Raw genomic sequence first — 18,443 nt, forward strand, 5'->3', positions numbered from 1 at the left:
GTCTCGACCGCCGACATGATGGCCGAAAGCTGCGGCACACCGACGCCGGCAACGATGCGAGTGGTGCAGATCGAGCCCGGGCCGATGCCGACCTTGACGGCATCCGCGCCGGCGTCGGCGCAGGATTGAAGGGCGAGACTCGCTCCGGAATGTGCATTGTGAACGAAAGCCCATGCGCCTGCACGGACGTCTCAGCGAGCTTTTCGCCGACGTCATGAACGATCGCCTCCAGGATCGCCTCATAAACGCTGCCAGTGTCTTCCTCGATCTCCGCAATGCCGATACCCACCCACGTCGCGCCCTCGGTCTGAGCACAGCGCTGTTCGAGAAAGCGGACAAGCTTTGTGGCGTCGTAGGATCGCATGAAAAATTGCGGTCTCGCCTGACACGATGTCATCATCGCATAGGCTCGGCGAGTCTGGCACGCCAGACAAGGTCCGCAAAGGGTGGAGAGCGGTCCTTACGGCGAACGACCATCCACTTCGCCATCACCGTTCCCGGTGCAACCTCAAATCCCAGATGTTGATAGAACGAGACGACCTTCGTGTTCGTCTCCCATACCAGCAGTTGCACCTTCACGACGCCACGCCCACGCTTCGCCGACCTCGACCATCTGCTTGCGCCCAACGGTCATCGGGTCACGAATGYGATTTGTCGATCATTTCGCGGATGCCTGCCGCAAAGGCTTTGACAGTAAAGCCGGGCGGTAGAGAGTCGATCAGTGCAATATCCGAAATCGCGCCTTTGAACCGAAGTGGACGCAATGCCGTGTACTCAGGCGAGTTGTACCATTTGTCGAGTGACTGCCGATCAGGGAACTCCATGACTACTATCGAGCCTGGCCACGCACCCTCCAACACATCGACCGGCCCTTGAGCTAACCATTTGCCCCCGTAGGGGGCGACTGTCGCCTCCACCTGATCAAGGTAAGACAGCGCATCCAGGTTGGGGATGTCACCGGGAATGCGAAGATGATTGACGAGATACGTTGCCACGGTGTCGCCTCCTGAACTTTCGTTTGCTGGGACCGGGCTCGGCCAGTTCATTGCGCATACTAGGTGGCTAAGGCCATTCGTCGAGTCATACAAAGGGACAAAGGGCGGAAAGCTCTTCGGCCCCGGCTCACGGGAGTAGGTTGGTAGCAGCGCAGAAGTCCGAAATGGGTCGAAAGCGGACACCGGACTCGAAGCTTGCCAAGCCGCAGTGATCGGAACGCACCACTCCTCAACATTCACACCAACGGATAGTCCGGATACCCATTTGTGTGAGCCGCTGATCCGGACGAACAATGGCCGCCTCGACACCTGTCCGGCAACATTCACATCAGCGATGGGCCGAACAGCCAATACGATCTGCAGATGGTCGCTGACGCCACCACGGTGCACGCGGAAAGTGCGACTGTGCGGAGTTCCTTTCTGAAGAAGTTGGCAACTCGGAAACTGGTTGAAATCAGCACCCCAATATCGACGCGGTTGCAACCGCTTTGCGAACCCTTTCATGAACACGGAGATATCAGATGAGCTCAGTTGAGGCTTCAGGCGCCGCCCTGACCTGGGAAGTACTTACCGTAAAGCGCCCAGGACTTAGTCGTGAGTTGCCTGCCGGACAAGAGAGGTGGGCTTGGGTGGCGAACTCGTCGACCCTTATCTCGGGCGAGCGGGATGCCGTACTCGTCGACACTTTTCTGACGACCGAGCAATCCTTGACATTGCTGAAATGGGTAATCGCGAGCGGCAAGAACCTGACCGCGATCTATATCACGCACGGACATGGCGACCATTTTTTTGGCCTCGCGCCAATCCTGGAGCATTTTCCAACCGCAAGGGCTGTCGCGATACCCGAAGTTGTCAAGGCGATGGAGGCGCAACTGTCACCGGAATCGATCGATGGGTTTTGGCGCAAGCGTATCCCCGACGGGATACCCGAGCGGCTGCTGGTGGCCGATCCACTCGATGAAAACGAATTGGAGTTAGAGGGACACAAACTCGTCCCTGTCAATACGGGGCAGACCGACACAGCCTGCTCTACAAGCCTGCATGTGCCTTCTATCGACCTGATCGTTGCAGGCGACGTCGTCTACAACGGCATTCACCCTTATCTCGCAGAGACAACCGCGCTGAGCAGGCTTCAATGGATCAGTGCCCTTGAGAAGCTTGAAGCACTTGAGCCGAAGGCGGTTGTTGCCGGCCACAAAATACCGGAAAACGACGATGACCCCCGCAACATCGGCGAAACGCGGAAGTATCTGCGAGATTTCGATCGCCTCGACAAGATCACGAATACTGCGCGCGAACTCTACGACGCGATGTTGGAGCTTTATCCCAACCGCGCCAATCCGGGCTCGCTCTGGGGCGGTGCGCAAGCCGCAAAGAAGCTTGACTGATTGCCAAATTGCGCAGCGCGAAGACAAGGCTCCTTTCCCCAAAGCCAGCGCAGGCTTTCTCGTGGTGGTCCAGACCGCGGTATCCTCTTGCTGCCAGAGAGACCGCCAGACCGATAGCCGCAAAGCTATAGGCACTCTCCAGCCCCTGCCATCGTCCATAGGTCAAACGCTTGGCATGGCGCGACGTGTGCTGTGACGCGACGTGTGCTGTGAACTGTGTCGACTCGCACCCCTCCTGCGGTATGCCCGGGTCGTTCGTCCAGCGCCCTTTTCACCTGTGGCGCCGGCCTTTTCGAGGCAATCCTGTGGTTCCAACTCGGCCGCCGTAGTGCGCTTACCGTGCTTCGCGTTGCGGTATGCCGCAGCGCCGCAAGGAAGAAAGCATCGCAACCACCGCACCCGACTCGAAGGTTGCCAAGCCGCGGTGACCGGCATGCACCGTACCTCAACATTCACACCAACGTATGGTCCGGATATCCATTCGTCTGGGCTGCGTATCCAGTAGAACAATGGCCGCCTCGACACCTATACGGCAATATCCACATCAATGGTCGCACGCACAGCCAATACGGCAGCGGCAGTTTTCAGAGCCTTGGCTGTTAAAGGCCTTGCTCCGAGGTGTGCCGCGTAATGCAGGTCAGCTGAGCCATCGGATTCGGAGCAACAATCATACCAGCTTGAGCCACCTTGCGGGAGTGCGATGAGTATTGCTGTCGAGCGACATCCGACCATCGTCGCAGGATTTCCTCCTGCGTCCTGGGCGTTCGCGCTCAGGATCTGGATGGCCATCGTCGCGGCCCTCTATACGAGCTTTTGGCTCGAGCTGCAGTCGCCATCTACGGCGGCGCTCACAGTCACCGTTCTGGCACTCCCCACTCGCGGCCAAGGTATGGAAAAGGCCGCCTTCCGGCTGATCGCGACCGTGCTCGGCGTCATGGCGTCGATCGCCATCGTCGGGCTCTTCGCTCAAAGCGGCGGAATCATGCTCGCCGCGTTCGCCGCATGGATCGGGCTGTGTGTCTACACGGCAGGATTGCTGGACGGCAACCGCGCTTACGCTGCAGCACTCGGCACGATTACCGTTGCGCTCATTGCGATTCAGCAAATCGATAGTCCCCAGCAGGTCTTCGAGACGGGCGTGGCGCGTGGCGCGGCCATCGCCGTTGGTGTTCTCGCAGTCACTTTCGTGAACGACCTTTTGGCCGCCCCCGACCATTATCCGAAAGTGGCCGCCCAACTCGAAGCGTTGCAGCGCCGGGTCGCGGATTACGCCCAGAGCACGGTTCGCGGTCAGACCATGCCTGCCACGATGGCAGCCGGACTCCTGCGCGAGATCGCGGCGCTGCGTCCTGATATAGCAAGCCTCGCCACAGAATCGAGCAACGGACAGGCGAGAAGCGCGGCTGCCCGTGCCGCGGCAGTGGATCTCGTCGCTGAACTGGCTACGGCCCGGGCACTGGAAACGTTGCCGGTCGCTGCCGAACCGCGGCCGCGGGAGCAAGCTATCTCCGAACTTGAAGCAAACTCCACCGTGCCCAGGTTCAAGTGGCCTTCAGGCAGCTTGGCAGAAGGCTCATCCGGTCTGATGGCGATATGTCTCGCCTGGCTCACTGGAGAACTGCTCCGAAGGAACAGGGACGTGCGGGGCAGCCTCGACGCATTGCGGGCAGGAAACCACGGCTCCCACGAGTGGCGCACCCCTTTATACCGCTCCCGCCGCATTGCGGCGGAGACCGGCGTCAGAGCCGCAATCTCCTTTGTGCTGCCATCGATGTTCTTCATGATGACGGGGTGGCCGGCAACCGAAGCCTGCCTTGCTCTTATTGCCGTGCTGATTGGGTTGAGCGCTACCGTACCTGACGCACGCACCTTCACGACGCTCGCGGTCGTTGCCATGCCGATCTCCTGTCTGCTTGCCGGTATTCTGGAGTTCGTGGTTCTGGACGGCGTCACCGGGTTCCCTTTGCTGGCGATTGGTCTGGCGCCTTTCACCATCGGCTGCGCACTGCTGACAACGTTGCCAAATCCGATCCTGTCGACCCTTGGGCGGTTGACCCTGATCTTCGTCATAGCTTTCTTCGCACCAAGCAACCCACAGACCTACGATCCACAGACCTTTCTATTCGTCTGCTTTTTCGCGTGTCTTGCGACAAGTTTGCTGTTTGGAGTTCAACTTCTGATCCCTCCTGTGTCGAACGATCACCGGCTTCGCCTTCTGCTGGAAGACGCTCGCCGCGAGCAGCGCAGTCCGAGATTTGACCGAGCTGGGCACCTCGCACGGGAAGAGGCCACGTTTCGCGATGCCTCGCGGATCGGTGAGATCGTGACTGCGGCTGGTGCATCTCCGCGGAATAGCCCGGTTCTCGATGAAGCCATGTTGTGGTTCGACCGGGCGGCGGCGCTGCGACTGTGTGGCGCTGGATTGGATCGGCTGGCAACCGGCCCGCTGGCAAATGTGGCCGAGGCAGCGCGTGCGGCGCTTGTCCAACGGGACGGGCCCGCATTGTTAAGCTCGGCCAAGGCTTTGGGTGAAGCCGCCGCATCCGGGCACAATCCAGTCGCCACCGCGGCGTGCGCAGCGCTCGTCCTGGCGAGTGTTTCCTTCATGGACAGGTCTATGGAGAGCGGCGACCCATGACGCACACGTTTCGGGAGCTCGTCATAGGCGGAGTTCTGGTAGCGCCCATAGTCACCTATGCAGCGATTGCGCTCGTCCTCGTCATAGTGCTGCGCCCGCTCCTGCATCTTATTGGATTCTCGGGGTATTTCAGCAATCCGTCGATCGCCGAGCTTAGTCTGTTCGTCGCGATTTTCGGGCTGCTTACTATGCTTCTTTAGGGAGAAGGTCATGGAGATTCCCCGGCCTCAGGATCAAACGATATTGCTGGACGAATCGCCCTTCGAAGAGCAGATCACCGTCGGCGACGCGACCCATGACTCCCCAATACCAAAGCCGGTAAGCCGGGTCGGAGGCGACAGCCCAGTTGGCCGGCCTCAGATGCCCTCGGCGTCGGCGCCATCCATCGCCTCGACGCGCGGTGGTTTCGGGCGTCTTCTTCTCGCGGTTGGCAAGCGCCTTTCCACGCTCGCCATCGCGCTGTTCGCTGGCCTGATCGCGGTTCTCACATGGCAGGACTATGTGCGGGCGCCTTGGACGCGAAATGGCACCGTTCGTGTACAGGTCGCGAACATCGCGCCTCAGGTATCGGGCCAGATCGTCGAACTTAGGGTGGCCGATAACCAGTTCGTCCGCCAAGGTGACGTGCTCTACGTCATCGACCCGTTCGACTTCCAGGTTGCTGTGGCCACCGGCAAGGCGACGGTGGCCCAGGAAGCGGCGGACCTGCAAGTCAAGAAGGTCCAATCCGATCGGCGCCAACATTTGTCGTCTCTTGCCACGACACCCGAGGAGCAACAGACCTTCGCCGGGAACGCCGCTCAGGCCAAGGCCCAGTTCGACGCGGCGCAGCAGGAACTTGCCCAGGCCGAACTAAACCTCACGAGGACCAAGGTCGTCAGTCCCGTCAGCGGCTATGTGACCAATCTGCTGCTGCGGGTGGGCAACTATGCGCCCACAGGGGTGACCAATATCTCCGTGATCGATTCCGACAGCTTTTGGATCGATGGTTATTTCGAGGAAACGAAAATGGCGCGGATCTGCTTTGGCGATCGCGCCGAGGCGAAGCTGATGGGTTACGCCGAGCCGATCCTTGGACACGTGGAAACAATCACCCGGGGCATCAGCGTATCGAACGCTGCCCCAGGCACCCAAGGGCTGCCCAACGTCGATCCTATCTACACCTGGGTACGCCTCGCGCAACGCGTGCCAGTCCGCATCGCCATCGACTACGTTCCGGCGGGTGTGCCCCTCGTTTCCGGCATGACGGCAACGGTGACAATCCGGCCGGTTACAGGAACCGATCACCGAAACTGGTTCGATCGCGGGCGATCAGATGTTGCAGCCAGGTTTTCCGAGCTTTGGTACGGCTCGGTGTCGCGACCGGGTTGTTTGGCCGACAGGGCCGGAGCACACCCTGCAACGGAATCGATTCCAGTGCCTAGGGCGAGCCCGGCCTCATCTCCAGAGCAGATCAGTCCAGGCATCGCTCCCGGTATGGACGTAGCTCCGCGCAGCAGTGGCCAGCAGGACCACTGACATACGACGGCGGATTGCGACATATCGCAGTAAGGCTTCTAGGCGCGGGACGCGTAGATCGCATCAGCGTAGCTATTTCAAATCAAACAGCTTTTTCATGACGTCAGAGGCCACCGGGATAATTCGGGCTTTCGCGGGTAATCGTGACGTCATGGGCGTGGCTTTCACGAAGTCCGGCGTTGGATATGCGTACAAAAGTGGCGCGTTCGCGGAAATCGGCAAGATCGCGACCGCCGACATAACCCATAGCGGCTTTCAGCCCGCCTGCAAGCTGGTGCAGCACGCCAGACACAGGTCCTTTGTAGGGAACTTGCCCCTCGATGCCTYCCGGAACCAGTTTCAGCGTGTCGCGCACCTCGGCCTGGAAGTASCGATCGGCSGAGCCGCGCGCCATGGCGCCGACCGAGCCCATGCCGCGATAGGCCTTGAAGGAGCGGCCCTGATGCAGATAGACCTCGCCCGGACTTTCATCGGTGCCGGCCAGCAGCGAGCCGATCATGGCTGCACTGGCGCCGGCGGCGAGCGCCTTGGCCAGATCGCCGGAATATTTGATGCCGCCGTCGGCRATCACCGAGACGCCTGATTTGTGCGCSGTCTCGACCGCCGACATGATGGCCGAAAGCTGCGGCACACCGACGCCGGCAACGATGCGAGTGGTGCAGATCGAGCCCGGGCCGATGCCGACCTTGACGGCATCCGCGCCGGCGTCGATCAGCGCCTGCGTGCCTTCGGCGGTGGCGACGTTGCCGGCCAGAATGCGAACCGAGTTGGAGAGCTTCTTGGCGCGCGCCACCGCGTCCAGCACGCGCTGCGAATGGCCGTGCGCGGTGTCGATGACCAGAAGGTCGACGCCGGCATCGATGAGACGTTCGGCGCGCTCGAAACCGTCATCGCCGACGCTGGTGGCGGCGGCGGCGCGCAAGCGGCCCTGCGCGTCCTTGGTGGCGTGCGGGTTGAGCTGCGACTTCTCGATGTCCTTGACGGTGATCAGCCCGACGCAATTGCCTCGGCTGTCGACGACGACCAGTTTTTCGATTCGGTGCTGATGCAGGAGGCGCTTGGCCTCGTCCTGGTCGACATTCTCCTTGACCGTGATCAGGTTCTCACGCGTCATCAGTTCGTAGACCTTCTGCGCCGGATCGGACGCGAAGCGCACGTCGCGGTTGGTCAGGATGCCGACCAGCCGACCGATCTTCTGGCCGCCGGTGCCGCCATTCTCGACCACCGGAATGCCCGAAATCGAATAGGTCCGCATCAGCGAAAGCGCGTCGGCAAGGGTGGCGTCGGGGCCGATGGTGACGGGATTGATCACCATGCCGGATTCGAACTTCTTGACCTGCCGCACCTGCTCGGCCTGTTCGGCCGGCGAGAAATTGCGGTGGATGACGCCAATGCCGCCGGCCTGGGCCATGGCGATGGCAAGCCGCGCTTCGGTGACGGTGTCCATCRCCGCCGACAGGATCGGCACATTGAGGTCGATGTCGCCGGCAATGCGCGTGCGGACATCGGTCTCGCCGGGCATGACCTCGGAATGACCGGGCTGCAGAAGCACGTCGTCAAAGGTGAGCGCCAGTGCGCCAGTGGACGTTTCGATGATTTTTGCCATGGCCAGTCCTCGGAATACAAAAAAGCGCTTGACCAGGATGGACAGCGCCGACTCGTCTTCTTCCCTTTCAGGATTGGCGCTGGCTCGTAACACGTCCCGCCGCCGATGAAAAGCCGATGATTTCACGCTCCCGTAAAGGTGACGTGACGCCGAACGGACGTCATCTGCGGTTGCGGTCGCACAAAAGTGACTGCAAATTAATGCGACATCCGCCCCAAGCCGTGATAACCGCCCTTCGTGTCGGCTTGCCCCCAAGGTCGGCAAGCAATTGACGACGAAACATTCAGTTCGGACGCGTTCCTTGAACCGCACCATCCCGCTCATCCTGGCGGTCGCACTTTTCATGGAAAACATGGATTCGACCGTCATCGCGACATCGCTGCCGGCGATCGCCATCGACATCCATACCAGCCCGATCGCGCTGAAGCTGGCTCTGACGGCCTATCTGGTGTCGCTGGCGATCTTCATTCCGATCAGTGGCTGGATGGCCGATCGCTTCGGCGCCAAGAATGTCTTTCGTGCCGCGATCGCGGTCTTCATCGTCGGCTCGATCGCCTGCGCCCTTTCCGGTTCGCTACCGGCTTTCGTTGTGTCACGTTTCCTGCAAGGCATTGGCGGCGCCATGATGACACCGGTCGGGCGACTGGTGCTGGTGCGCGCGACACCGAAGAGTGAGCTGGTCGCGGCTATGTCCTGGCTGACCGTTCCGGCGCTGGTCGGGCCGCTGGTCGGACCGCCGATCGGCGGCTTCATCACCACCTATTTCACCTGGCACTGGATCTTCCTGATCAATGTCCCGATAGGCCTGATCGGCATCTGGCTGGCGACGCGCTTCCTGCCGCGGACCGAACCAACGCAGAACCCGCCACTTGATTTCATCGGCTTCGTGCTGAGCGGGCTGGCGGCATCGGGCGTGGTGTTCGGCCTGTCGGTGGTCAGCCTGCCATATCTACCGCCGATCGTCGGCATCATCACAGTGKTAGTCGGCCTGGCGTCGGGAGTACTCTATTTGCTCCATGCGCGCCGCGCCAAAAATCCGCTGCTGGCGCTGGAACTGTTCCGCAACCAGGTGTTCCGTTCCTCTGTGCTTGGCGGCTCGTTGTTCCGCATCGGCATCGGCGCCGTGCCGTTCCTGCTGCCGCTGATGTTCCAGATCGGCTTCGGACTGACGCCCTTTCAGTCGGGAATGATCACCTTCGTCTCGGCGATCGGCGCCATCGGCATGAAATTCGTCACCGCGCTGATCTTCCGCGTCGCCGGCTTCCGCCGCGTGCTGGTCGTCGGCTCGTTGGTCGCTGCGGCGTCGATTGCCATCAACGGGCTGTTCACACCCGACACGCCCTATCTGCTGATGCTGGCCATGCTTTTGGTCGGCGGCTTCATCCGCTCGATGTTCTTCACCGGCGTCAATGCGCTTGCCTATGCCGAGGTTTCGGCTGAAGACACCAGCAAGGCGACGCCGATTACCGCTGTCTTCCAGCAGCTTTCGATCGCGCTCGGCGTGGCGCTGGCCGGCGGCATCCTGGAAGTTTCGACGTCAATCCATGGCGGTCCGCTTTCGCTGGACGACTTCCACATCGCCTTCTTCATCGTCGCGGCTGTATCGGCGGCGGCGGCGCTGTCGTTCGTGCGGCTGGCGCCCGATGCCGGCAACGCCATCTCCGGCCATGGCCGGCTGAGCACGCCCAAGACGCTGGAACCGGTGAGCCCGCCTGGCAATTGAACCGAATGGCTTTAGGCTTCGGGCTCGCCCTGCCCTTCGCTATCGCTCGAAGCGTTCGAAACGTCGACTTTACGTTCCGGCCCGCCTGGAGGCTCTCGCCCTTTGAAATCCTTGGCCAACAAATAGAGCTCGACCGATTCGTCGCGCGACGCCGGCGGCTTAACGTGATGGACCGAGCGGAAATTGCGCTTGAGCATGGAGAGCAGTTCGTTTTCGGCGCCGCCCTGGAACGTCTTGGCGAGGAAATGCCCGCCCGGCTTCAGGACCGACAGCGCGAAATCGGCCGCCACCTCGCACAGATGCATGGTGCGGATATGGTCGGTCCTCTTGTGGCCGGTGGTGGGTGCCGCCATGTCGGACAGCACGACATCCGGGTCGCCGCCCAGCGCCTCGGCCAGCTTCTGCGGTGCCAGCGGATCGAGGAAATCCATCAACAGCACCGGCGCACCGGGCACGGCATCCATTTCCAGATAGTCGATGCCCACGACATGCGGCTTCTCGGCTGTCGATTTCGTGCGCGCCGCCGCGACCTGGCACCAGCCGCCGGGGGCAGCACCCAGATCGATCACCTTCATGCCGGGTTTCAGCAAATGATGCTTGTCGTCGATCTCGATCAGCTTGTAGGCCGCGCGCGAGCGGTAGCCATCCGCCTTGGAGCGCTGGACATAGGGATCGTTGATGTGGCGCTGCAGCCAGCGGCGCGACGATTCCTTCAGGCCGCTCTTCTTCTTGATCCGCGTCTTCAGCACGCGAATGCTCGCAGACCCTGGTTTTTCCGGTTTCTTGGTCATTGCTTAATTTCTTGCCTGAGTATGGTCTCTGCCGAAAACCGGTCGCCACTTCTCGGGATCACGCTCGCCTTCTTGCCTGAGCATGATCTCTTCCAAAAACCGGGTCCCACTTTTCGGGATCATCCTCTGCCACGTCCATCGTTGCGCCAGACGCCGTCGTCGGCCATCAGCTCACTCAATATGCCCTCGCGCAGGCCACGGTCGGCGACGCGCAGCCGCTCCGACGGCCATACCGCGCGGATCGCCTCGAGGATAGCACAGCCGGCGAGCACCAGATCGGCGCGATCAGCCCCGATGCAAGGGTTGGCGCAGCGCTGCTGGAAATCCCAGCCGACCAGCTTTTCGACCATGCGGTCGACGCTGTCGCGGTCCATCCACAGCCCGTCGACGCGCCGGCGGTCGTAGCGTTCGAGGTCAAGGTGGACGCCGGCCAGAGTCGTCACAGTGCCCGACGTGCCAAGCAGATGGAAATTCGGGCTGGCCTTGAGATGGCTCAACCGGTCGCGACCGTCGAAGCTTGCCAACCGGTTGGCGACGTCGTCGACCATGGCGGCAAAGATCTCGCGTGTCACCGTGCGGCCGCCAAAACGCTCGGCCAGCGACACGACGCCGACCGGCAGCGACGTCCACGACACGATATGGTGAGCGAGCCGCGGCGAACGGCGGCCGCTGAGATCGATCAGCGCGATTTCGGACGAACCACCGCCAATGTCGAACAGGACGACGCCTTGGGTGTCGCGCTCGACCAGCGAACCGCAGCCGGAAACCGCCAGCCGCGCTTCGGTCTGGCGATCGATGATCTCGAGCTTCAGGCCGGCTTCGCGCTCGACGCGGTCGAGGAATTCGACGCCGTTTTCAGCCGAGCGGCAGGCTTCGGTGGCGATCAGCCGGGCTTTTCTGATCTTGCGGTTGCGCAATTTGTCGCCGCAGATCTTCAGCGCCTCGACCGCGCGGTCCATCGCCGGCTGGCCGAGCCGGCCATTGGCCGTGAGCCCCTCGCCCAGCCTGACGATGCGCGAAAAGGCATCGATGACGCGGAACTGGCCATGCCGCGTCGGCACGGCAACCAGCAACCGGCAATTGTTGGTGCCGAGGTCGAGAGCCGCAAACACCGGAAGCTCCTGCAGCGGCGACCGGTGGGCGCCCGGTTCGTGCCGTGCTGGCGCAACGGCGGGCAAGACCACCGAATTGGGCAGTTTTGCTGCTTCCGCCGCCGAACTGGCGTTGCCGGGCACAGGCGATCGATTCCCTATGGGGTGCGCTTCGTCGCGCGCAAAAACCTTGCGCCCGCGCCTTCGCTTGCGCCGCTTCTTGGGCTTGCCCTTCTGGTTATGGGTTGCGTCGCCCGCCTGCCCGTCGGCGGAGCGGGACTCCGTCGGGCGGCTTTGCCGCCATGAGCCTGCTGGCCCTGGGGAAGCGCTGGACGCACCCACCTCCGGCGCGCCGGCGCCGGTGTCGCGGTCTTCCACTGTCGTTCCTTCCGGCGCCGCGCGAACCGATGACGGACGCAGCAGGCGCTTTGACGTGTTTTAAGTTGCCGCCAGACTAACAGTGCCGCGCCCGATCACCAAGAGCCGCGCGCTCAATTTTGCCGGCTCGGCGCGTGAACCGCCATTGAGGCCGTGCCACGCAATGTACCCGTAAGCCTCGATTGGTAGGCGCAATGCCGGCTGGCGTCCCGTTGGGCCGCCCTCGACGCAGACAATTCCTGCCGGCTGCCGCAACGCAAACCGTTCGCGGTTGAATAGCCGGCTTCAATGAGGCATTTCTGAAATGAGCGTAGGAATCCGGCGCAACCGGCCTCTCGACAGCAAAGGAAGCGGACCCGCAACGCATGGCAATCAGGCAATGAACTGGAGACGCTATTTCTGGCCGGTCGTCGGCATTGCGGCGGTGATTTTCTCGCTGCTCCTGCTCTGGCACGAACTGCGCGGCATCTCGCTGGACGATGTCTGGGACGGGATATCGGCGATTCCGACTCGCCGCTGGATTCTCGCGGCGCTGTGTTCGGTCGTCGCCTATGCCTCGCTCGCCGGCTACGACCACATCGCGCTCTTGCATATCGGCAAGAAAGTGTCGTGGCTGTTCGTCACGCTCTGCTCCTTCACCACCTATGCGCTGTCGCACAACATCGGCGGATCGGTGTTCTCCGGCGCCGTCATCCGCTACCGCGCCTATGGCACCAGGGGGCTCACCGGCCAGGATGTCGGCGTGCTGGTGGCGATCTGCTGGATCACCTTCGTGCTGTCGACGATTCTAGCCTCCGGCCTCGTATTGGTCTTCGAGCCTGAGATTCTCGACCGGTTTTCAGGCATCGCCCATCACGGCCTGTCGGAAGCGGCGGGGATCGTGATGCTGCTGCTCGTCGCTGCCTACATATTCGGTAGCTGGCTGCATCTGCGCCCACTGAAGATCGCCAGCTTCCAGTTGCACTATCCGGCGTTGCCGATCGTCGCGCGACAATTGCTGATCGGCCCGGTCGAGTTGCTGGCGGCGGCTGCGATCATCTTCTTTGCCCTGCCATCTATCCACAATCCCGGCTATTTTGTCGTCCTCGGGGTTTTCCTCGTCTCGTTCTCGATCGCGCAGATCTCGCATGCGCCGGGTGGGCTCGGCGTGTTCGAAGTCGTGTTCCTGGCGGGGCTGTCCGACATGGACCCGGTCGGCGTGCTGGCGGCACTGCTGGTGTTCCGGCTGTTCTACCTGGTCATCCCGCTGATTCTGGGCCTTGGTATCGTGCTGTTCTTCGAACGGTCGCAGTTCAGCCGAAGCGAGAGCTGAGGCGCGGGTGGACTTGGCGTCGCCCGGGCCACGCAATGCGTGGAACCAACTTACAAAACGGACCGACAAAACGTTGCGATTGAACTGCCGAGCAGGCTTGACTATTTTCCGCTGGCGGCTACAAGGCAGCGCTCAAGCGGCTTGGCCGCTCGGCCCGCACGGTTCATGACCGCGCTTGCTGGGGAATAGGTTAACGGTAGACCCACGGACTCTGACTCCGTTAGTCCTGGTTCGAATCCAGGTTCCCCAGCCAAACTGGATCTCCCTTGGACACGACGATCCCTTGGGACTGATCCGTCGATAGCGCCGCAGTCGTTTCGGCAAGCAAATCAAACGGTTGTCGAAAGGCAGCGCGAACCTCGCCGTCTTCCCACGTGCAGTTCGACAGTAGCAGATTCAGAAGCCGTTTCTTCTCACCAGGAGCTTGGCGGGCGAACAGTTGCCGGGCATTTCGCGCTAGCTCCAACAGGCGCACGCCATCCTCCATGTATGATTCCTCGGCTGCGCCGTGCCGCTCGATCTCGCGTACCAGGCGTGTCTGTTCTATACGCCATTGCGCTGACATCCGATCGTAAAAGGCACTGTCGATGCGTCCATCGAGCTTGTCCAGGTACATTGCCTGGAGCCGATCCTCGAGGCGCTTGTATTCCTTCTGGCATCGCAGGATCGCCTGTTCCTGCTCCTTCCGCTCATCGGCGTGGCTGGCTTTGAGCGCGTCGCGGACCCAATCCAGCACCTCCTCATCGAAATGAAGTTTGTCCAGCAAGCCGCCAAAGGTCTCTTCGAGGACCTCCTCGCGGACGTACTTGCGGCGGCACTCGGCATAGCCACCACGGCCTTTGTCGCTGTGACCGGTGCAGTGGTAATAGACGTATTTGCCTTTCTTGATCTCGGCCACTACCGCGCAGCCGCATCTGGCACAGGTCATCAGGCCGCCGAAGGCAAATTCATAGCCGTAGGAATGGATAGGCGTCGCATGTCGGCCCATCAGCACGCCTTGGACCCGCTCCCATAGCTCGATCGACACCAGCGGCTCGTGCTTGCCGTGCTGCAGCTTGCCGTTCCATTGAAACAATCCGGTGTAGAGACGATTGCGCAGAATCGAGTGCACCGTGCTCACCGGAACCGGATGCCCACTCTTCGGATACACAAGGCCTTCCGCGTGGGCTGCCTTCGTGATTGCCTTGAGAGAATATCCGCCAGTTGAGTAGCGCTCGAACAGCCTCGTTATCATCGGCGCCAACTCAGCGTCCGGTTCAATGACCTTCCTGCCGTCGCTCCCTGTGACGTTGAGATAGCCAAGCGGAGCCTTGGTCGGCCAGATTCCCTGCTCCGCCTTCTCCATCTGCCCTTTGCGCGCTTCCTCCGAGAGATTGTCGATATAGTTCTTAGCCATCAGCACTTTGATGCCGTGCATGAACTTTTCGGACGAGCGCGAGTCCTGTGAGAGGATCACGCCTTCCTTGGCGAGGTGGATCTCGACGTCAAGTTCGTCGAGCGTCACCCAATCTTTCAAATTGCGATAGAGACGGTCGGTCTTCTCAACCAGAACAACCCGCACGCCAGGGTGCTTCCGAAGGTATTTGACCATCTCGTTGAAGTTGGTCCGCCCGCTGCTTTTGGCAGTCTCAATGTCTATGAATTCCTGGGCAATACCAAACTGCTTCTGAGCCGCATAGCCGATGGTCTCCACAAGCGTGCGTTCCAAGTGCGCACTTTGATTGCAGAGGCGCTCGCTCAGTTCGTGAGCAGTGCGCCATTCTCGCCAAATCGCCAGCGCGGGATCGGAAGGTACCGCTGCTGCCGGCGCCTTGTCGGCAAAAGCACCTCTTTCCCATCCTAAGATTGCAATCGCCGTTGCACCAAGTACCCTCCTGCGGGTGACGAAAGACAAAGGCGTGGTATTGTCGGAATCAGCCATGATCCGAGCTCCTAAACAGCTTGGTAGTGGTCAGGCCGCACCGAGTGTATCGAGCACCGGTGCGGCCGCTAGTCACCATCGTTTATGTCACTTTTTGTGACTTTTAACAAGATGAATGTCATGAAAACGGACAKACTGCCTCAGCAGATCCGAGCAGCTCGGGCCTTGATTGACTGGACGAGAGAGGACCTGGCGAACGCCTCCGGAGTGACAGTTCGGACGCTCGCCAGAATTGAAAGCTCTCAAACGCTCCCTAGGCCGGCAACACTTCAGGCGATATCTTCTGCGTTGGAAGCGGCGGGGATCGAATTCATTTCGCAGAATGGAGGGGGACCAGGCGTCCGCCTTGCGCTTCGACTGGACGACAGCTGACACCACCAACAGCCGTTCTGCTATGGAGTCTTTCCGAAGAGCGATCGTTGGYGGGATCGGAAAAGCCTAACTTCAGTCCGCTAAGGGGCCGCTTCCTGTGTCCGGTTTCGGTGATCGCCCAGCGGTAAGCTGCCTTTCTGCGCCCGACCCCATTGCGGACATCGACGCGCCGCCGTTTCAAAAGCGGCTCAGCGCCCCCTTCCCGCCATAGAGGCTGGTCGCACCATTTCCCGCGAGCAGTCGTTCCACTAAAAAGGCCGTGGGCGGCAAGCCGACTGCCAGGTCTTAGGCAGCAGCGTCGAAAATCTTACCTTTGGTGGTCAGGGCGGTGGGCAACCCGCCCTCTTGGCCCATTCGACAAATCCGGCCAGATGGACATGTCCGCGGCRYCGCAATACAATTACGGATAGTTCCTGCCTTGGGAGCCATCGCRCAGTATGGCTGAACAACGCGCTCAACGTCGCCTTGCCGCCATCCTGGCCGCCGATGTGGTCGGCTATAGCCGCATGATGCAGCAGGACGAAGCCSGCACGCTAGCGATACTGAAGGATCGACGGAAAACCGTTCTCGAACCGACGGTCGCCAATCACGGTGGCCGGATCATCAAGCTGGTAGGTGATGGTGCTCTCATTGARTTTGCCAGCGCTGTGGACGCAGTCGAGTGCGCCGCACGGCTGCAAGAACGCATGGCTGCCGGAAATGCTGACCAGTCGGACGGTCTCCAGATCGTGCTGCGCATTGGAGTCAACCTGGKCGACGTCGTAGTCGACGGCGATGATCTCTACGGGGACGGCGTGAATATTGCGGCGCGGTTGGAAGCCCTTGCCGATCCCGGCGGCGTTTGGATTTCAGAAGACGCTTACCGGCAAGTTCGARGTAAGCTCGCGCTTTCGTTTGACGATCTTGGTGCTCGGGTTCTCAAGAACATCGCCGAACCGGTCCGCATCTATCGGGTCACAAACACGCCGGCAGTRACRGTTACRGCGACGACSACTTCGACACCTGAGAAGCCTTCGATCGCCGTGCTGCCGTTTGCCAACCTGTCGGGCGATCCTGAGCAGGACTACTTCGCCGATGGAATCGTCGCGGACCTCATCACCCAACTGTCGCGACTGCGCGATCTGCTGGTCATTGCTCGGAACTCGACCCTCATGTTCAAGGGCCGAACTGTGCGGGTTCAGGATGTGGCGCGCGATCTGGGGGTACGCTTTATCCTTGAGGGGAGTGTGAGGCGCGCAGGGAACAGAATTCGCGTAACGGCTCAGCTGATCGATGGCGCGTCGGGTGGGCATGTTTGGGCCGAGCGCTATGACCGGGAGCTCACCGACTTTTTCGAACTTCAAGACGAAATCACCAAAGCCGTCACCGTTGCACTCCAGGTTAACTTGACCGAAGGCGACACAGCGCGGATCGCGGCCGAAGGGACCCGCAACTTGGAGGCGTGGGAAGCCTTCCTGCAGGGCCAGACCGCAATACTGAAGTTCACAAAGCTCGACAATATCCAAGCACGATTCTTCTACGAACGAGCCGTACATCACGATGCAAACTATGCGCTCGCCTTCGTTATGCTGGCGCACACCCATTGGTTGGATGCGCGGCTTGGCTTCACCCCCGATCCGGCGATCTCTCTTGGGCTAGCAAAGGCGGCYCTTCAGCGTGCGGAGGACCTTGTAGGCGAAACCGGCGCAGTTCTGCACTACAAGGGAAATGCTGCGCTGATGGAGCGGCGCCACGATGAAGCCCTTGAATTCCACCGCCGCGCGGGCGAACTGGCGCCGAGCGACGCCTACTGCGCGGCCGCATTCGGCATGACACAGGTCTAYAGCGGCGATTTTCAGGGAGCCATAGCAACCCTGAAAACCTCGCGGCGACTCAGCCCATACGCCATCAACTGGGCTATCTACTACCTCGCCTGGGCCGATCTCTGGCAGGGCGATCTGGAGCAAGCGCGGTCCGATGCTGCGCTCTACCTGGCGCGCGAGYCACACGAGCCTTTTGCCTACATCTTATCGGCAATCACCGCTGCCGCCACTGGCCGGCTCGACGCCGCCCGCGGTCACATCACCGTCCTGCTTGGCAAGCATCCGGAGATGACTCGCTCTGGTGTTGCCGCCGCACAGTTCTATCGCGATCCCGAGCGCCTGCAGCGAATTATGGCTTGGCTCAAGGATGCGGGTCTGCCCGAATGACAGGAATTTTCTTGGTCACTTTCTACAGGTCTGTATGTGACACGAAGCGGTCACTAGCACCTCGCCACCGGACTGACCGCTTTTCCACCCCACCACTTACGGTCTGGATGTCTGAAATCCGCCGATACTGTCAGTGGCGTTCCTGCAGAGCCAAAGGCCTTCCTTATGGATCGACGGTAAATTCGGCCCACATGCCTGCCCCATAGTGACCTGGCACGTTGCAGATAAGGAGGTATTTTCCGGCCTTGAGATCGACGGTCAATGTGCCTGATTTACCGTAAGCGCTGTCCCGTTGGCACCTTTCGCGCGTTGTCGTGAGCGACGATGCTCGGAGCCTTTGAGGGCTTCGACACATGACGATTTCAGAGCTTACGCTTAAGTCCAGGGACGAGGAGCCGGTTCGACGGCTTGAGATATTCACGGGTTCTGGACGGCGGCGCGAATGGTTGCCGGAGGAGAAAGCGCGGATCGTGGCGGAAAGCTACGATGCTGGCGAGACGGTGAGCGCGGTGGCTCGGCGA

At 61.1% G+C, this 18,443-nt stretch carries 15 protein-coding genes, 1 tRNA gene and 1 pseudogene; 10 read left to right on the plus strand and 7 right to left on the minus strand.

All coding sequences use genetic code 11. The features are described from left to right. Together AC1D0I_RS30795 and AC1D0I_RS30800 are read right to left on the minus strand one after the other, a co-directional pair. Positions 1–128: pseudogene (locus tag AC1D0I_RS30795) on the minus strand (IMP dehydrogenase); the annotation flags it as partial. Between the two features lie 510 nt (positions 129–638). Next, positions 639–995: a DUF1330 domain-containing protein gene (locus AC1D0I_RS30800; protein ID WP_477228908.1), complete on the minus strand. Its 357-nt coding sequence runs from the start codon at positions 993–995 to the stop codon at positions 639–641. Between the two features lie 521 nt (positions 996–1,516). Between AC1D0I_RS30800 and AC1D0I_RS30805 the strand changes: the two genes are divergently transcribed. From AC1D0I_RS30805 to AC1D0I_RS30820, 4 genes are all read left to right on the plus strand, one after another. Next, a complete protein-coding gene (locus AC1D0I_RS30805; RefSeq protein WP_477399832.1) occupies positions 1,517–2,383 on the plus strand; it encodes an MBL fold metallo-hydrolase in 867 nt (288 codons plus the stop codon). 700 nt (positions 2,384–3,083) lie between these two features. Then, a complete protein-coding gene (locus tag AC1D0I_RS30810) occupies positions 3,084–5,021 on the plus strand; it encodes an FUSC family protein (protein WP_477399834.1) in 1,938 nt (645 codons plus the stop codon). Further along, complete coding sequence (locus AC1D0I_RS30815) at positions 5,018–5,221, plus strand: DUF1656 domain-containing protein (RefSeq protein ID WP_457155382.1); 204 nt, start codon at positions 5,018–5,020, stop codon at positions 5,219–5,221. The genes AC1D0I_RS30810 and AC1D0I_RS30815 overlap by 4 nt, the downstream gene beginning before the upstream one ends. Before the next feature lie 10 nt (positions 5,222–5,231). Next, positions 5,232–6,539, plus strand: coding sequence for an HlyD family secretion protein (locus AC1D0I_RS30820; RefSeq protein ID WP_477399836.1), 1,308 nt, complete (start codon positions 5,232–5,234; stop codon positions 6,537–6,539). Positions 6,540–6,642: 103 nt separating this feature from the next. Here AC1D0I_RS30820 and guaB read toward each other — a convergent pair whose 3' ends face one another. Further along, positions 6,643–8,145, minus strand: coding sequence for an IMP dehydrogenase (gene guaB, locus AC1D0I_RS30825; RefSeq protein ID WP_477399838.1), 1,503 nt, complete (start codon positions 8,143–8,145; stop codon positions 6,643–6,645). Between the two features lie 301 nt (positions 8,146–8,446). Here guaB and AC1D0I_RS30830 point away from each other — a divergent pair, with 301 nt between their 5' ends. Further along, positions 8,447–9,868, plus strand: coding sequence for a DHA2 family efflux MFS transporter permease subunit (locus tag AC1D0I_RS30830; RefSeq protein WP_477399840.1), 1,422 nt, complete (start codon positions 8,447–8,449; stop codon positions 9,866–9,868). A gap of 11 nt (positions 9,869–9,879) precedes the next feature. Here the strand turns inward: AC1D0I_RS30830 and AC1D0I_RS30835 are convergent, their stop codons facing one another. Both AC1D0I_RS30835 and AC1D0I_RS30840 read right to left on the minus strand, forming a co-directional pair. After that, positions 9,880–10,659: an RlmE family RNA methyltransferase gene (locus tag AC1D0I_RS30835; RefSeq protein ID WP_477399842.1), complete on the minus strand. Its 780-nt coding sequence runs from the start codon at positions 10,657–10,659 to the stop codon at positions 9,880–9,882. Positions 10,660–10,778: 119 nt separating this feature from the next. Further along, positions 10,779–12,128: a Ppx/GppA phosphatase family protein gene (locus tag AC1D0I_RS30840; protein ID WP_477399844.1), complete on the minus strand. Its 1,350-nt coding sequence runs from the start codon at positions 12,126–12,128 to the stop codon at positions 10,779–10,781. A 379-nt stretch (positions 12,129–12,507) separates the two neighbouring features. On the opposite strand from AC1D0I_RS30840, the gene AC1D0I_RS30845 reads away from it, so the two are divergent. Both AC1D0I_RS30845 and AC1D0I_RS30850 read left to right on the plus strand, forming a co-directional pair. Then, positions 12,508–13,440, plus strand: a complete 933-nt coding sequence (locus tag AC1D0I_RS30845; RefSeq protein WP_477399846.1) for a lysylphosphatidylglycerol synthase domain-containing protein — start codon at positions 12,508–12,510, stop codon at positions 13,438–13,440. A 179-nt stretch (positions 13,441–13,619) separates the two neighbouring features. Next, a tRNA-Gln gene (locus AC1D0I_RS30850) sits at positions 13,620–13,693 on the plus strand. Here the strand turns inward: AC1D0I_RS30850 and AC1D0I_RS30855 are convergent. Next, positions 13,661–15,361, minus strand: coding sequence for a recombinase family protein (locus tag AC1D0I_RS30855; RefSeq protein WP_477399848.1), 1,701 nt, complete (start codon positions 15,359–15,361; stop codon positions 13,661–13,663). The two genes, AC1D0I_RS30850 and AC1D0I_RS30855, sit on opposite strands and share 33 nt — an antisense overlap. A gap of 120 nt (positions 15,362–15,481) precedes the next feature. On the opposite strand from AC1D0I_RS30855, the gene AC1D0I_RS30860 reads away from it, so the two are divergent. Together AC1D0I_RS30860 and AC1D0I_RS30865 are read left to right on the plus strand one after the other, a co-directional pair. Further along, positions 15,482–15,733 (plus strand): helix-turn-helix domain-containing protein, encoded by a 252-nt coding sequence (locus AC1D0I_RS30860; RefSeq protein ID WP_477399850.1) that lies wholly within the window; start codon positions 15,482–15,484, stop codon positions 15,731–15,733. Positions 15,734–16,170: 437 nt separating this feature from the next. Beyond that, positions 16,171–17,922, plus strand: coding sequence for an adenylate/guanylate cyclase domain-containing protein (locus tag AC1D0I_RS30865; RefSeq protein WP_477399852.1), 1,752 nt, complete (start codon positions 16,171–16,173; stop codon positions 17,920–17,922). Between the two features lie 163 nt (positions 17,923–18,085). Here AC1D0I_RS30865 and AC1D0I_RS30870 read toward each other — a convergent pair whose 3' ends face one another. Then, a complete protein-coding gene (locus AC1D0I_RS30870) occupies positions 18,086–18,277 on the minus strand; it encodes a sulfocyanin-like copper-binding protein (protein WP_477399854.1) in 192 nt (63 codons plus the stop codon). Here AC1D0I_RS30870 and AC1D0I_RS30875 point away from each other — a divergent pair. After that, a partial coding sequence (locus AC1D0I_RS30875) for a transposase (protein ID WP_477399856.1) occupies positions 18,276–18,443 on the plus strand: 168 nt, incomplete at its 3' end. The two genes, AC1D0I_RS30870 and AC1D0I_RS30875, sit on opposite strands and share 2 nt — an antisense overlap.

Source organism: Mesorhizobium sp. P2_D1, from assembly GCF_056404455.1.

Bases quoted from the DNA above. Each gene is read 5' to 3' on its own strand.
- AC1D0I_RS30805 (WP_477399832.1), top strand. From the start codon at position 1,517: ATGAGCTCAGTTGAGGCTTCAGGCGCCGCCCTGACCTGGGAAGTACTT.
- AC1D0I_RS30810 (WP_477399834.1), top strand. From the start codon at position 3,084: ATGAGTATTGCTGTCGAGCGACATCCGACCATCGTCGCAGGATTTCCT.
- AC1D0I_RS30815 (WP_457155382.1), top strand. From the start codon at position 5,018: ATGACGCACACGTTTCGGGAGCTCGTCATAGGCGGAGTTCTGGTAGCG.
- AC1D0I_RS30820 (WP_477399836.1), top strand. From the start codon at position 5,232: ATGGAGATTCCCCGGCCTCAGGATCAAACGATATTGCTGGACGAATCG.
- AC1D0I_RS30835 (WP_477399842.1), bottom strand. From the start codon at position 10,659: ATGACCAAGAAACCGGAAAAACCAGGGTCTGCGAGCATTCGCGTGCTG.
- AC1D0I_RS30845 (WP_477399846.1), top strand. From the start codon at position 12,508: ATGAACTGGAGACGCTATTTCTGGCCGGTCGTCGGCATTGCGGCGGTG.
- AC1D0I_RS30855 (WP_477399848.1), bottom strand. From the start codon at position 15,361: ATGGCTGATTCCGACAATACCACGCCTTTGTCTTTCGTCACCCGCAGG.
- AC1D0I_RS30870 (WP_477399854.1), bottom strand. From the start codon at position 18,277: ATGTGTCGAAGCCCTCAAAGGCTCCGAGCATCGTCGCTCACGACAACG.